The organism is Parapedobacter sp. GCM10030251, from assembly GCF_042666505.1.
Taxonomy (GTDB): domain Bacteria; phylum Bacteroidota; class Bacteroidia; order Sphingobacteriales; family Sphingobacteriaceae; genus Parapedobacter.
Genome location: NZ_JBHTDN010000001.1, coordinates 1,153,610 through 1,168,426, shown reverse-complemented (window position 1 = coordinate 1,168,426; position 14,817 = coordinate 1,153,610). Strand labels below are relative to the sequence as shown.

General features: G+C 50.8%; 10 protein-coding genes. 5 read left to right on the top strand and 5 right to left on the bottom strand.

Going from position 1 to position 14,817, the window contains the following annotated elements; genetic code table 11:
- Nucleotides 1-92: 92 nt before the first annotated feature.
- The gene (locus tag ACFQRK_RS05180; protein WP_090629014.1) at nt 93-953 is read left to right on the top strand and encodes an RNA polymerase sigma factor RpoD/SigA; all 861 of its coding nucleotides are present in this window, start codon (nt 93-95) and stop codon (nt 951-953) included.
- Between the two features lie 72 nt (nt 954-1,025).
- Here ACFQRK_RS05180 and ACFQRK_RS05175 read toward each other — a convergent pair whose 3' ends face one another.
- Nucleotides 1,026-3,866 carry a M16 family metallopeptidase gene (locus ACFQRK_RS05175; RefSeq protein WP_379004330.1) on the bottom strand — a complete coding sequence of 947 codons (2,841 nt, stop codon included), beginning with the start codon at nt 3,864-3,866 and terminating at the stop codon, nt 1,026-1,028.
- Nucleotides 3,867-4,020: 154 nt separating this feature from the next.
- Between ACFQRK_RS05175 and ACFQRK_RS05170 the strand changes: the two genes are divergently transcribed.
- The 4 genes from ACFQRK_RS05170 to ACFQRK_RS05155 all read left to right on the top strand — a co-directional run bounded on the left by ACFQRK_RS05170 (nt 4,021) and on the right by ACFQRK_RS05155 (nt 8,311).
- Nucleotides 4,021-4,725 carry an HAD family hydrolase gene (locus ACFQRK_RS05170; protein WP_379004328.1) on the top strand — a complete coding sequence of 235 codons (705 nt, stop codon included), beginning with the start codon at nt 4,021-4,023 and terminating at the stop codon, nt 4,723-4,725.
- The gene (locus ACFQRK_RS05165; RefSeq protein ID WP_379004327.1) at nt 4,718-5,473 is read left to right on the top strand and encodes a sulfite exporter TauE/SafE family protein; all 756 of its coding nucleotides are present in this window, start codon (nt 4,718-4,720) and stop codon (nt 5,471-5,473) included. Before ACFQRK_RS05170 ends, ACFQRK_RS05165 begins: the two co-directional genes overlap by 8 nt.
- 366 nt (nt 5,474-5,839) lie before the next feature.
- A complete protein-coding gene (locus tag ACFQRK_RS05160) occupies nt 5,840-6,256 on the top strand; it encodes a Fur family transcriptional regulator (RefSeq protein ID WP_379004325.1) in 417 nt (138 codons plus the stop codon).
- Nucleotides 6,257-6,319: 63 nt separating this feature from the next.
- Nucleotides 6,320-8,311 (top strand): heavy metal translocating P-type ATPase, encoded by a 1,992-nt coding sequence (locus ACFQRK_RS05155; RefSeq protein WP_379004323.1) that lies wholly within the window; start codon nt 6,320-6,322, stop codon nt 8,309-8,311.
- On the opposite strand, the gene ACFQRK_RS05150 is transcribed toward ACFQRK_RS05155, so the two are convergent.
- From ACFQRK_RS05150 to ACFQRK_RS05135, 4 genes are read right to left on the bottom strand one after another with little or no spacing between them, the layout of a single operon-like run.
- Nucleotides 8,308-9,210: an amidohydrolase family protein gene (locus ACFQRK_RS05150; RefSeq protein ID WP_379004321.1), complete on the bottom strand. Its 903-nt coding sequence runs from the start codon at nt 9,208-9,210 to the stop codon at nt 8,308-8,310. The genes ACFQRK_RS05155 and ACFQRK_RS05150 overlap by 4 nt on opposite strands.
- Nucleotides 9,211-9,226: 16 nt before the next feature.
- On the bottom strand, nt 9,227-10,156 hold the full coding sequence (locus ACFQRK_RS05145; RefSeq protein ID WP_379004319.1) for an amidohydrolase family protein: 930 nt from the start codon (nt 10,154-10,156) through the stop codon (nt 9,227-9,229).
- A 14-nt stretch (nt 10,157-10,170) separates the two neighbouring features.
- Nucleotides 10,171-11,655, bottom strand: coding sequence for a RagB/SusD family nutrient uptake outer membrane protein (locus ACFQRK_RS05140; RefSeq protein WP_379004317.1), 1,485 nt, complete (start codon nt 11,653-11,655; stop codon nt 10,171-10,173).
- A gap of 21 nt (nt 11,656-11,676) precedes the next feature.
- Nucleotides 11,677-14,766 (bottom strand): SusC/RagA family TonB-linked outer membrane protein, encoded by a 3,090-nt coding sequence (locus tag ACFQRK_RS05135; RefSeq protein WP_379004315.1) that lies wholly within the window; start codon nt 14,764-14,766, stop codon nt 11,677-11,679.
- Nucleotides 14,767-14,817 lie beyond the last annotated feature (51 nt).

Genomic DNA, 14,817 nt, shown 5'->3' with positions numbered 1-14,817 from the left:
ATCAGACAACTTTTTCCAAGAAAATCGGTTAATATGAAAGAGAAAATCGTATTTTTGCAAACTTTTTAGAAAGGAAGGTACTAATATATTAAATGAGACAGCTCAAAATTACACAATCCATTACCAATCGGGAGTCACAGTCGTTAGACAAGTACTTGCACGAGATTGGTAAAGTAGACTTAATTACAGCCGAAGAAGAGGTTGTCCTTGCCCAGAAAATCCGGGAAGGAGATCAGGCTGCACTGGAGCGGTTAACCAAAACGAACTTACGTTTTGTGGTTTCTGTAGCGAAACAATATCAGAACCAGGGACTCACCTTGGGTGATCTAATCAACGAAGGGAACCTGGGGTTAATTAAGGCCGCTAAGCGGTTTGACGAGACCAAAGGATTCAAATTCATCTCCTATGCGGTTTGGTGGATCCGTCAATCCATCCTTCAGGCGATTGCCGAGCAATCGCGCATTGTACGCCTTCCGCTGAATCAGGTGGGTTCACTCAGCAAAATCAGCAAAGCCTTCTCCAAATTGGAGCAGGAATATGAGCGTGAACCTTCACCGGAAGAGTTAGCGGACATTCTGGAGACCACGGTAGACAAAGTTTCCGATACGTTAAGCAATTCGGGCCGGCATGTTTCGATGGACGCACCCTTTGTACAAGGCGAAGAAAACACGTTATTGGATGTTTTGGAAAACAGCGATCCGGATACGGATAGCACGTTGATCGACGAGTCGCTTTCTGAGGAAATCAAGCGTTCGTTGGCAACGCTCACCGAACGTGAACGGGAAATCATTGTGTTGTTTTTCGGATTGGGGTCCAACCACCAATTGTCGTTGGAAGAAATCGGCGAAAAATTCAATCTTACCCGCGAACGTGTTCGCCAGATTAAAGACAAAGCCTTGCAGCGGCTTCGCCACACTTCGCGCAGCCGGATACTGAAATCCTATTTAGGTTAATTAATTATCTTTGTCATAAAAAACGCCCTGTGTTCACACAAGGGCGTTTTTTTATGAACCGGTCGTTCCTGCTTAAGGTTCCTCCGGCATGAGTATGAATTTGAATAGACGGTCTTCAACGAGGTATTTATTAGCCACCGTCTTGACGCTTTCCGCGGTTACCTTACGTAACTCATCCAGGTATTTCAGGATATACGCGGGATCCTCGTTATTTTGATACGACCCCGACAGGTGACCCAACCAGAAGCCGTTTTCCCGTAGCTGCACTTCCAATACACGCCTCTGCTCGCTCATGAACTTGTCGATATCCGTTTGTTCGGGGCCATTCTGTTTAATTTTATTGATTTCATCCAATACCGATGCCATTAATGGCGCTACTTTGTCAGGGCTGGTTCCATAGGCGACGCCAAATGAATAGCGATAGCGGGGATATTTTGCATAAGAAGCATTTGCAGATACCCCATACACCCCGCTTTCCGCTTCACGGAGCCGTTCGATCAATTTGATATTCAGGATACTTTCCAGCGCGTCCAACTGCATGTTTTCGTCCTCCGAATAGTGGTAATCGCCGAAATAATACAGGCGTACGCTGGATTTTTGTTCTTTGCCGCGGTGAACTGTCCGTTGTAAGCCCTTTTCAGGCGGATCAATCCCAAGATCACGGGCCTCTTCGTCTCTGCCGGTATTGGGTAAACTTGCCAGGTACTGCAATACAAGCGGCATAATCTCGTCTTCGGTGAAACTGCCTACGAATGTGAATGTAAAATCAGAGGCATCCGCAAAACGTTCTTTAAAAATATCATACGCGCGCTGCGGGTCAATCAGGTCTACCTGTTCAACCGTCATGCTTGTACGCCGGATGTTATTGTCATACAAGACGGCGTTGATCGTATCGGCAAATACCGCATCGGGATCATCTGATCGATTCGCAAGGGACGCCTTGATCCGCTTCATATATCCTTCGAATACATCCGGGTCCAGTCGGGGTACAGTGAAGTAGGCATAGATGAGTTCGAACGCCATTGGCAAATCCTTCTTACCGCTGGAAGCGCGGAATCCTTCTGTACGCTCGTTGATGAAAGGCTGTACGGAAACCTTCTTACCACTGAGGTACTTGGTGAGCTGCGTCGCATTGTACGGGCCTAAGCCGCTTCCCCCTACTACCGTGGCTGCGTAGGCAGCGGAAAGGAAATCCGAGTCGTTATAAAGCGATGTTCCCCCCGGACTGAACGCGGAGAAGATAATCTCGTCATTTTTAAAATCTGTCGGCTTCAACACCACTTTTACGCCGTTGCTCAGGGTCAATTCGGTTATGCCCAATTCGGGGTTTTCCGTCCGGTTGGTTACCGTTCCCGCTTGCGGCGGCGTTTCCAAAAGTGGGAGATCCTGCATACTGTCGTCATAAGGCGCAATATCAGCATTCTTGATTTCCGCTAGCCAGCTATTCACCGCCGTTTCGTCGGGCAGGCTGTCTTTGTCTTTATCCGGTGCCAAGATGAGGATATCCCGGTTGTTATCCACGTAATATTGCTTGCCCAGCGCGTTCACATCATCCAGCGAGATGGTTGCAATGAGCTGTTTGCCCAGGCTGTAGCGGTCTTCGTTGCTTAAGGCACTTTCCCCTTCCAAAAAATGGTTGAGATAGCTATCTATATAGGCCTGCGACTCACGCTTATCGCGCTCGGCATATGCGGACTCAAGGCCGGTCAAAAAGTTGCTTTTTGCGCGTTCCAGTTCGGTTTCTGTAAAACCATGCCGGCGGGCTCGTTCAAATTCAGTTACGACCGATTCAAATCCGCGTTTAATTTCACCAGGTTTAGCAACCACATACATCGTGAATGCGTCCAATCCCCTTAAAAAACCGCCAATGCTTCCTCCGCCTTGTATAAAAGGCGGATCTGATTGGCGTGTAAGCTCCGCAAAACGGGCTGCAACCATCTGATTGAATAGCGACTTGGCCAGTTGCATGCGGTAGTTTGCAACCGTTTTGACTTCGGCTTCCGGGTGTTTAACAATCACCTGCATCACCGTTTGAGGCATTTCGGGGTCTGTCACCGCCAAAAATTGATTCTTGCCGGTAAGCGGAATGGTGTATTCGTCGCGCTTTGCCTCCTGACCCGGATTTTTAAGGTCAGCGAACAAAGTCTTAATTTGCGCTTCCATTTCCGGTACGTTGATGTCGCCCACGATGATGAGCGCCTGCAAATCGGGCCGATACCATTTCTGGTGAAAGTTACGGAGGGTTTCATGGGCGAAGCCTTCGATGATTTCCTTTGTGCCGATGGGCAGCCGTTTTGCATACCGTGATTGATTGAGGATCATCGGCAAATACTGGTCACGCATACGCTGTTCAGCACCACGCCCTCCCAGCATTTCGTTGAGTACCACCCCTCGTTCTTTATCGATTTCCTCCCCGTCCAGCAAGGCATCCTGAGCCCAATCGCGTAGCACCTGCAAACCGTTTTTGAGTAACTCGGGGTCATCCGAGGGAATCGGTAGTTGGTATACCGTTTCGTCAAAACTGGTGTAGGCATTCAGGTCTGATCCGAAACGTACGCCCGCCTTTTGCAGGTAGTTCACGAGTTCATTCTTGGGAAAATTCTTTGTTCCATTGAACTGCATGTGTTCGAGGAAGTGCGCCAAGCCAAGTTCTTGATCCGTTTCGAGTATGGATCCAACTTTGGTCGCCAAATACATCACCACACGGTCTTTCGGTTCCTCGTTGTGGCGGATGTAATAGACCAGGCCGTTTTCGAGTCGCCCTCTCAACACACTCCCATCCATCGGCAGTGTGTCGGCCAGCGAAAAGTCGCCCGTTGGCTGGGCGGGTTGGGCAAATGACGCTTGGATGGAAAGCAAAAGGAACGCGAGGGGAAATACCACAGCGGTAATCAATCCATTTCTGTTGTGCATACGATATAATTTAATTCAAACGATATTCACTTGACTCCGGATACCGGTCAGGTTCAAAAGTACTATTATTTTTTGTCACTTTCAGGGCACAGTAATTCCGTCGCCTATTGCATTCAGCGACGAACGCGCGCCCGTCGCCAAACAACCGTGGGGCGTGGATAAATCTAAAATCATCATTACCTTTGCAGCTATGGATAACTATGCGGTCATTTTCGACATGGACGGCGTCATCGCCCACACCAATCCCCATCACGCCGAAGCATTCAAACTGTTTTTTGACAAGTATAACGTTTCTTATACCGATCAGGAATTCGAAGACCACATGTATGGCAAGCACAACGATTACATCATGCGGTATTTTTTCAAACGGGCACTCAGCGATGCAGAGATCCAGCACCTAGCAGACGAAAAAGAGGCGCTGTTCCGGGAAATTTATCACGCAAACCTGACACCCATTGCTGGTCTGCCCGAATTTCTTTCCGCCCTGAAATCACAAGGATTCCGTTTGGGGGTAGCGACATCGGCACCCCGAGCCAACCTGGATTTTATTCTTGATGGCCTCGCACTGCGTCCGTTGATGGATTCGGCGTTGTCCAGCGAGGACGTTAACGCACACAAGCCTGACCCGGAAATATATGTGAAATCGGCTGAAAATCTAGGTGTTAGGTCTGAAGATTGCGTGATTTTTGAGGACTCCTTTTCCGGAGTAACCGCTGCTACCCGTGCCGGAGCCAAGGTAGTTGGCGTACTTACGTCGCACACACCGGGGCAACTGCCTCCCTGCCAAGCGTATATCCACGACTATCGGGATATCGACGTAGCCCGCATCCATCAGCTCTTAACAGCTTCACATGCCTGATTTTCCCGACCTGTTGCATGGCCCCTGGGAATGGTCACTTTTTTTCTTTTGCGCGGTATTGATCGGATTATCAAAGACCGGCATACAAAACATCGGCACGGTCACCATTCCCGTCTTTGCCCTGCTTTTCGGCGCCAAGCATTCCACGGGCATTGTATTGCCGTTGCTATGCATGGCTGATTTGCTGGCCGTCATTTATTACCGAAAGCGTTTTCACTGGGATCTGGTCATCAAGCCCATGCCGTGGGCGCTTGCAGGACTGGTTGTGGCGCTTATGCTGGGAAACGGGATTCCCGAATCGAGCTTTAAAATGGTCATGGGTGGATGTGTCTTACTGGGTGTGGCGGCCATGATCGGGATGAACCATCCGGAGCGGATCGAGCGCATCGTTGCTTCGCGTTTATTCGCCCCTATCATCGGTTTCGTCCTCGGTTTTTCCACGATGATCGGTAATGCCGCCGGCCCCATCCTCACGGTCTACCTGCTTGCGATGCGGCTGCCCAAGTTTGCCTTTGTGGCTACCGGCGCGTGGTTCATCATGATCCTGAATTACGCAAAGATTCCGCTGCAGATCGTGGTCTGGGATAACCTGTCGTGGGCAAGTTTTCTATTGGATCTTTGTGCGCTGCCTTTCATCCTCTTAGGAGGCTGGATCGGCATCCGCATTGTCCATGTCATTCCGGAACGCCAGTTTAAAGTGCTGATGATCTCGTTAACGATCGTAGCCACCTTGTTTCTCTTGTATTAAGGCCCGCAGTCGGGCCACTGTGCCGAAGGCCGCAAATGCGGCAATACCGGCGGCCGAAATGCCCAGCCACGCGAAATACGCGTAGTATAAACCCGCCGCGGTGCTATAAGTAGTTGCTATGGCGTATGGCTGCTGGTAAAAAAACAGCTTTATGATATAAAACTAAACGTAATCGGGCGGCAACGGCGTAAACATGATTTTTCATAGTTGATGTAGGGTACTTCTGATCAGAGAAAAACCCATTGGATTTCTGCTCAAAAACACAAAACAGCTTGTGTCGGCAAATAATATATGGATAGATGAATGAGATGAGCGATTGGATGAATTTATGTATATTTGATGAACGCATTTGTGTGCAGTTACCCAATGAATGAAAAACAGCTGACAACGATTCTGAATGCCCGCTCAGTGAAACCCACGGCGATGCGACTGCTTGTCCTGAATATGCTCGCACAGCAAGAAACCGCCATCAGCTTATCGGACCTCGAAGAGCAATTTGACAAAGTGGACAAGGTAACCCTTTACCGGACGCTGAAAACTTTCGAGCAGCATAAGATTATCCACAGCATTGATGACGGTACCGGGTCCGCGAAATACGCGTTATGTGAAGATGGTTGTGAGTGCAACCCCGGCGATTTGCATGTACATTTCCATTGCCAGGTCTGCAAGCGGACTTTTTGCCTAACCGATTATACCATCCCCACGGTAAGCCTGCCCCGGAAATTCATCCTGAAAGAAATGAATATGGTGCTGAAGGGGTTATGCGAAGACTGTTCGGCATAGCCTTCTATCCGGCATAACTTTGCAAATCGGTTGCATCTCTTTAGCAGGTATCTTTGTATCGTTATGGATATAAAGAAGCAAAACCATACGGCTTGCTGCTCATGCGAGGCTCCCGAGGACGGAGCTGCCGACCGGAATACGGCCGACGGCAAAGCGCATGGCCACACTCACGACCACGGTGACCAAGCCTCCGTATTCAGGCTCTTCTTGCCAGCCCTCGTTAGTTTTGTACTGTTACTGTCGGGTTTAGCCTTCGACAACGGATGGCTTCCCCGTCCTTCATTCTTTGCTGATCCCGTACGTTTAGCTTGGTATGCAATTGCCTACATCCCGGTCGGGATACCGGTCATTCTGGAGATGTTTCGGGCGTTCCGGAAAAAAGAGCTGTTTTCGGAATTCACGTTGATGGTCATCGCCACCCTTGGTGCGTTTTTTATTAGCGAATATCCGGAAGGTGTCGCGGTGATGTTATTCTATACCGTCGGTGAAAACCTGCAGGGCATGGCGGTACGTCGTGCAAAAGGCAATATTAAAGCGCTTTTGGATCAACGGCCGGACGAGGTGACGGTTCTCGCAGACGGCGGTCCGCGCACCATTGCCGCCCAACAGGCGACGATTGGCCAAATTGTGCAGCTTAAGCCCGGCGAGAAACTAGCATTGGATGGTGAGCTGGTTTCCGACCGCGCTGCCTTCAACACCGCTGCGTTAACCGGCGAAAGCAAACCCGACACCAAGGTGGCCGGGGATTCCGTATTGGCGGGTATGATTAACCTGAACACGGTTGCACAGATACGTATCACCGCCGCCTATCATGACAGTAAACTCAGTCGGATCATCGCCTTAGTACAAGACGCCGCCGCCCAGAAAGCGCCTACCGAGCTGTTTATCCGCACCTTTGCGAAGGTTTATACGCCCATCGTCGTGGGGCTTGCCGTGCTTATCACCGTGCTGCCCGTATGGGTTGTCGCCGATTACGTGTTTTCCGATTGGCTGTATCGAGCCTTGGTATTCTTGGTTATTTCCTGTCCCTGTGCGTTGGTTATTTCGATCCCGCTTGGTTATTTCGGCGGTATCGGGGCCGGCAGTCGCCGTGGCATTCTGTTCAAGGGCGGCAATTTCCTGGATGCGTTGGCCCATATCCAGCAAGTTGTACTGGACAAGACCGGTACCCTTACCAAAGGTGTGTTTACCGTACAGGATGTCTTTATATCGGACGGCTTTGACCGTGCGGAAGTCCTCGCATGGGCAAATGCGCTGGAGCGCAACAGTACGCATCCCGTGGCAACCGCCATCCATGCCCATGTCGGACCGGTGGACGAAAGCCTGCAGTTGGAGCAAATCGAAGAAATCGCCGGTTATGGACTGAGAGCTCTTTTAGATGGCAAGGAGCTTTTGGTGGGCAATTTCAAGTTGCTTGACCGATTTGGCGTTCCCTATGACGCCGATACCCGCCAAACCGCGCAGACGCTCATTGCCATTGGCTACGATGGCCGGTTTGCCGGATACCTCGCTATCGCCGATGAGATTAAACCGGATGCAGCGCAGGCTATTAGCGAATTAAAGACGTTAGGGGTTACGCCCACCATGCTGAGCGGTGACCGTCCCGCCGTTGTCCAGGAGGTGGCCACTAAATTGGGGATATCCCAAGCCTACGGAAATCTGCTTCCAGAAGATAAAGCAAACAAAATCAAAGAGATGAAAATGGCCAACTACCGTGTCGCTTTCGTTGGGGATGGGGTAAACGATGCCCCCGTTGTTGCCCTGAGCGACGTCGGTATCGCCATGGGCGGGCTCGGCAGCGATGCGACCATCGAAACGGCTGACGTGGTTATCCAGGACGATATGCCCAGCAAGATACCCCTTGCGATCCGCATCGGAAAAGCTACGCGTCGCATCGTATGGCAGAACATCACGATGGCCTTCCTAGTTAAGGCCATCGTGCTTATTCTCGGAGCCGGAGGGTTAGCCAATATGTGGGAAGCGGTCTTTGCCGATGTCGGGGTAGCATTAATCGCCATTGGGAATGCCATCCGTATCCAGCGTATGAAGTTCTAGACCGTTATTGACCATCCCTTCTTACGAAAGATGGACTCAGCAAGACGCCTGTAATTTCGTCCAAATATTTTCATCCGGTCGTCGTGCGACAGCGAGGCATCGAGTACTTTAGCCAACTCAGTCGCATACGACCGCGAAGGGCCGTGCCCTCCCCACACGATCCGGTCGGCCCCCAGTTCCTTCACCGCCAGGTCTACGGAGCCGGACTGGGGGTCTGCACCGCTGAATTCCAACAATACGTTTTCGCACGAGCGGATTGCTCGGATGCCCAATTCCCAATCGCCGCCGGCATGCCCGCAGATCAGCGAAATGTCGGGGAACCGCTTGGCAAGCACCGCTACGTCCATGGGGGTCGATTCGCCCTTCAGGTTGGCACCGCCCGGATGGCGCGGATCGCCACCTGTCTTAATCCAGGTATGGATATAGATAACCGCCCCCAGTTCCGCTGCATAGCGGATAATCTGATCGTTATTCGGATGCTGGCAAGTTACCCCCAACTGGTTTCCCCCTACATATTTGATCCCCACGCAAGGACCATTGGCAATCCACTCCGTCATTTTCTCGCAACTCTGGTCCGGATAGCCGGGGTCGATGGTGATGATGCCCGACAAGTGATCTTTTTCTTTTTCCAGCAGCGCTTTGATGGGATCGCCGAAGGGCGTGGCAATCAGTGGGCGTTGCAACGTGCCTCCCAGGTCGATCGCCAGGATACGTTCGATACCCATCCGGCGGACATATCGCATCATCTCTTGATGTTGCTTAATCGGATCCGTATAATTCCAGAATCCATGATAGTGGGTATCCCAGATCCGATAGCCGACCAACTCCTCCCGATCCGGTACGCCATAAGCAGTGGGGCCGAGCGCAAACTGCTCGTAACGTTCTATATCGCTTTGCATGGTTACATATTAATCGTTAAGACTTTTTTAAGAAATTTTCCGCATTCCGATGCATAATGGCGGTCATCTGTTCACGGGTCAAGGGCGATTCGAACAGCCGCAGCACCGCCGCTTCCACCGGAAAATACGGAGCATGTGATCCAAACAAGATCCGGTCGACCGGAACGGGCGTAGCACTTCCTCCCCAAGGTTTCCCCTCGATCAACCGGCCTACCGCCCCGTTTGATTCAAGCCGGGAAATATCCAGTGACACCGATGTTTCTTGCACCAATTGGTTCAGTAATTTTTGCCCCATCCGCCCATTCCAGTGCAACAGTTGCACCCGAGCCTGTGGACGTTCCTTTAACAACGCTAACAAGGGTTCAAACGACATCGGTCTCACCTCCACGATGGGATGCAAATGACGGGCATCTTCCAGGTCGCCCACGATTTGCAGGATCATTCCCCGTTCCGAGACGGCATGGAACAGTTTCGTAAAAAGCGGATCGCTCAGATCGATCATCTGATAGATCGGATAAATCCGTATGCCTACCATCCGGTGCACCTCGTGGCATCGGCGCAAATCTTCCTCCCAGTCGGGCCATGAGGGGTTTACGGTGCCGAACGGGATGAGCATGCCTTTCCCGTCCTTTTGGCACGCTTCCACCAGGCGGCTATTTACTAAGTCAATGTTTTTGGAGAACAGCGCCTCAAAGCTGCCGGCCCAAGCCTGCGTAATGCGATGACGGCGTAATTTTTCGATAAGTGACCGTGTAGACGTACCATATTTAAGCGTTCTGAACGGCCATTCAAAAAGATTGATATTCGTGTCAATAATTTCCGGTTCGTCACCACGAAGAAGAGCCGTTTCGTGCTCCGGATGTTGCCCCGCAGCGAGCACCGGACCCGAAAGGGCCAGCGCTGCTGTGGTCTGCAGGGAATGGGAGATGAATTTTCTACGATCCATGGATTTCATACCTGCTAGTTATATCCGTCGTTTTGTGTAAGTACGCCCGGCGCCGCCAATTGAATCTGTTCCCAAGGTATCGGAAAAAACTGCATATACGGTTCCACGGTAAGCCGTTCGATTTCCGCTTTTCCGGTACCCGGATTGTACTCCCCTTCGAATTCCGTCAGCTCCGTGGTAAAGCGCCCGGTGCGGACCAAGTCGAACCAACGGTGGTTCTCAAAAGCCAGCTCCAGGCGGCGTTCCATCAGCAGCAGGTCCATGAACGATTCCTCATTGTGGAAATCGGCCGCCGTATAATTGTGGTCAGCGTTACCAAAAGCACGTTCGCGGATCCGGTTCAGTTGGGTGAGCGCCTCGTCAGACTGATTCAATTTGTACAGCGTTTCTGCGTACAGCAGGATGGCCTCACCCAGCCGGAGAATCGGTATATCCAATCCCGAATTGTTTGCCTGATGCGGCACCATGTACTTGTTCACGTACGGATACCAGATCGGTTCGTCGCCTGGCTTTGCATTTGCAGGGAGTTGGTAATCTGAAATGGTGACCGCTTTCCGTTGGTCTCCCTCTTCGTATAACTTATTGAGGTCCCAGGAAGGCCTGCCGACGCGCGTGCCATTTGGTACGATACCATATACGCCCTGCAAAGGCGCAAACGTGGTGGACAAAGCATGTCCGTTTGTTCCCTGGATAAACGTAACCGAATAAATCGCTTCCGAATTGGTTTCGGTTTCGAGCGAAAACAGGTGACGGAAATTGGGAACCAGGCTGTAATGATAATCATTGAGTACCTTTTCCAGGTACGTTTGGGCATTTTCCCACTCTTCGAGATACACATACACCCGTGATAAAAGGGCCGCTGCCGCTGCCTTGCTGGCTCTTCCGGCAACTATATTTGCCGGCGCCGGTAAATTCTCTTCTGCGGCTACCAGATCCGCCACGATAAAATCAAGTACCTGATCCCGGGGTGTTCTGGCCGTTTGTTCTGCCTGTTCCACGGTCATCAATTCCGTCACCAACGGAACGTCTCCGAATATGCGTACCAAATCAAAATAGAAAAGCGCCCGGAGAAATTTCGCTTCGCCCGAGTATTGGTTTTTCTCGTTGCCCGAATAATCAATGGGATTATCGATGTTCGATAGGACGGCGTTCGCGCGTGCAATACCCGCATAGGTTGTTTTCCAAAAGTTATTGATGATGTTGTTCTCGGTGGAGACTTCCAGGTATTCCACTTCTATTAAACCGGGCTCGGTGGCATAATACTCCGCAAACATGTTGTCGGAGGTCATTTCCATCAGCAGGTAATCCTTCTGCACCTTCGCTTGTAAGCTGTTATAGATACCCAACACGCCCAGATTCATATCTTTCGATGTATTAAAGGCCCGGCCTGACGGAAGAACAGATTCCGGTTCCGGATTCAACAGCATGTCGTGGCAGGCGGTCAGAAGCAGCGTGACGGTTACCATCAGGCTCCATTTGGCTATATTCTTCGTGTTCATCGTAATTTCAATTAATGGTTATTAAAAGCTAGCATTGACACCTAATGCAAAAATCCGGGTTACAGGCTCCGATCCGGAATTAAAGCCGGGGATACTGTTAATGCCATCGATCTCCCCTCCTGTAAAACCTTCCGGATTATACGAATGGTTTTCTTTACTCTTGATCAGCAGCAGATTGTTCATCGTTGCATAGGCCCGCAATCTACTCATGCCCAGCCGCTTGGAGACACGGTCCGAAAAGGTATACCCAACATTCAGATTTCGGAGCGCGAGAAACGAAGCATTTTCAACATAGTAGTCCGTGTTGGCGTTGTATTGTGTTAACTGGCTTAATGCCGCCGCCGGTGTTTTTCCATCGCCCGGCTCATCTACGGACCACCACTGGTTAACAGACAACGAACGCCGCATGGCACCCAATGTATTTCCCTCGTAGTATTGATTCTCCAAATTGAACATCTTGGCGCCCAGCGAAGTCTGGACGATGAAGCTTAGGTCGAAGCTTTTCCATGAAAGGTCGTTGGCCAGTCCCAGTATAAATTTAGGCTGGAAGTTTCCCAGGATTACTTTATCCTGAGGGTCTATCCGGCCATCGTTATTCCGGTCTTTGATAATCGGGTTGCCCGGCTTGGCACCCGGCAAATGCGGACTTGCCGCAATTTGTTCCTCGGTTTGGTAAATGCCATCCATCTTATAGCCGTAATACGAGAACATCGGAGCTCCCTCCCGGAGAATCCAGCTCATACCCAGCGAATGGTTATAGATCCGTTCGGAGACATCTCCCAGATTGACCACTTTGTTGATGTTGCGCGTGACGTTAAAGGAGGTTTGCCAGTTCACCGGACCGGTAAGGTTCTGCGTGGTTAGTTCCAACTCGATGCCTCGGTTGTTGACTTCGCCCACATTCGTGATGGTACTGGTGAATCCGGTGATACCGGGCACCGACACGTTATAAAGCAAGTCGGTCGTGTTTTTATTGTAAAGATCCACATTCAGATAAATCCGGCTATTGAACAGTCCCAATTCGAGGCCGACGTCGTAGCTGTGTGTTTTTTCCCAGCCCAGTCGACGGTTCTCCAGCGTTGAAATGACATGACCGTTCACCAATGAATTTCCTGGTGAATACGGTACGTAACTCATTTGCCCAAGGTAAGCAAAGTCGCCTATGTTGAAATTACCGGTTACGCCATAGCTTGCACGCAGCTTCAACTCATTGATTGCGGCAATTCCGCTGAAAAACTCCTCTTCGGATACACGCCACGCAGCGGATAGCGATGGAAACAACGCCCACTTGTTTTCCGGACCGAACCGGGAAGAAGCATCCGTCCGGATCGACCCTGCGAACAGATATCTGCCGTCATAGGCGTAGTTAATCCGCCCGAAATACGACACCAGTCCCCACTGTGACTTCGAACTGTTAGTGGCCGAAGGGTTGATGATGGCATTGTTTAATGTTTGGATGATTTCGTTATTGTACGACCCGGTTACGGCACCCATAGTGGTCGACCGGGACGTTTGCCGCTGATAGGATGCGCCCAACAGGGCCGTAAAATCGTGGCGATCGCCAAATGTTTTCGTATAATTCAAGGTATTTTCGTTCACCAGGTTAAAGCTCTGGTAATCACTGGCCGTTCCCTGTGTCGGGACCAGGTCGTCGCCGGCTCCTCCACGGAAATAGTCTGTCGAATTAAAATTGATATTTGCGCCCACCGATGTGTTGAACGTCAATCCTTCCATCAGGTTTACATTGACAAATACCCGGGCCAGGTTATTGAAGTTTTTAACATTACTATTTGTTCCATACAAGAACGTATAAGGACTTGCCTGGCCCGAGTGACCGGTAGGAATATAATCCTGCGTTCTTGGGTATTTGCCGGTTTCATCAACCGGCGGAACGAAAGGCGGATACTTAACCAGGGAGACCATGTCGCTGCCCGCTATCCGACGGGTGTTATAGTTCGGGCTCAACTCGGCTCCCATACTGACTACATCGTTGATTTTGGCATCGATATTCGCTCTCAATCCATATTGCTTGTAGCCAGCTGTCTTGACATTACCCACTTCGTCTTTATAGGCTGCTGAGACGTAGTATTTGGTATCCTCCTTGCTGCCGCTGATAGACAGGTTGTAATTTTGGATCGGTGCATTTTGGGTAATTTCGTTCTGCCAATTCGTCTGGGGCAGTTCGTAGGTCAGCGGATTTACCTGATAGGTAACCGGTCTTCTTGCATCGCCATACATCGGCAGGGACACATCCCCTCCCGACCAGGCAAATTCCCGATTCTGATATTTCACCAGGTAATCATACCACTCCTTACCCATCAGCCAATCGTCGTGTAGGATCGGTGAAGAAAATCCCGCATAGGCATCGACATTGAGACGCGCTTTTCCCGACCCGCGCTTGGTCGTTACAAGGACCACCCCGCCCGCCCCCCTGGAGCCGTAGATGGCCGAAGAGGAAGCGTCTTTCAGGACCTCAATGGACTGTACGTCATTCATGTTAATGTTGGCCAAGCTACCACCCGGAAAACCATCGATCACCACCAACGGATCGTTGCTTGCGGAAATGGAACCTGCCCCGCGGATCCGTATGATCGGCGCGGCACCGGGGGTACTCCGCGCATCCGAGATGCTGACGCCGGCCATTCTGCCTACCAGCGCCCGTTCGGGGCGACCCGCTGGCATTTGGTCAAGATTTTTGTTTTCAACCTTGGAGATCGCTGCCGTTACGGAGCTTTTCTTCACCGTACCATAGCCCACCACCACCACCTCGTCCAATTCCGAAACGGACTCGGTCATCACTACGTTAAGTTGGGTTTGCTGGCCGACTGACCGCTCGGTTGTTTCATAACCGATATAGGTAAATACCAATACATCCTCCGGGCCGACTTCTAGCGTGAATCGGCCGCCATCATCGGTTGACGTAGCTTTGTCCGATCCCCTTACCTGAACCTTTACACCTTGTAACGGTTCCTGCTGTTCGTTACTGACGGCACCGGAAATCGTTCGTCCCTGCTGCGCCCACAGCGTGCAGGGTAATAAGACGATTAGAAGTAATGCCGAGATCAACATACGGGTTGTCGACCTTCCCTTTTTTAACTGCAAAGTTTCCATATTCATTTTTGTTAAATCCGTTTCGTATGTAATTCATTTTTTTGCGTGTAC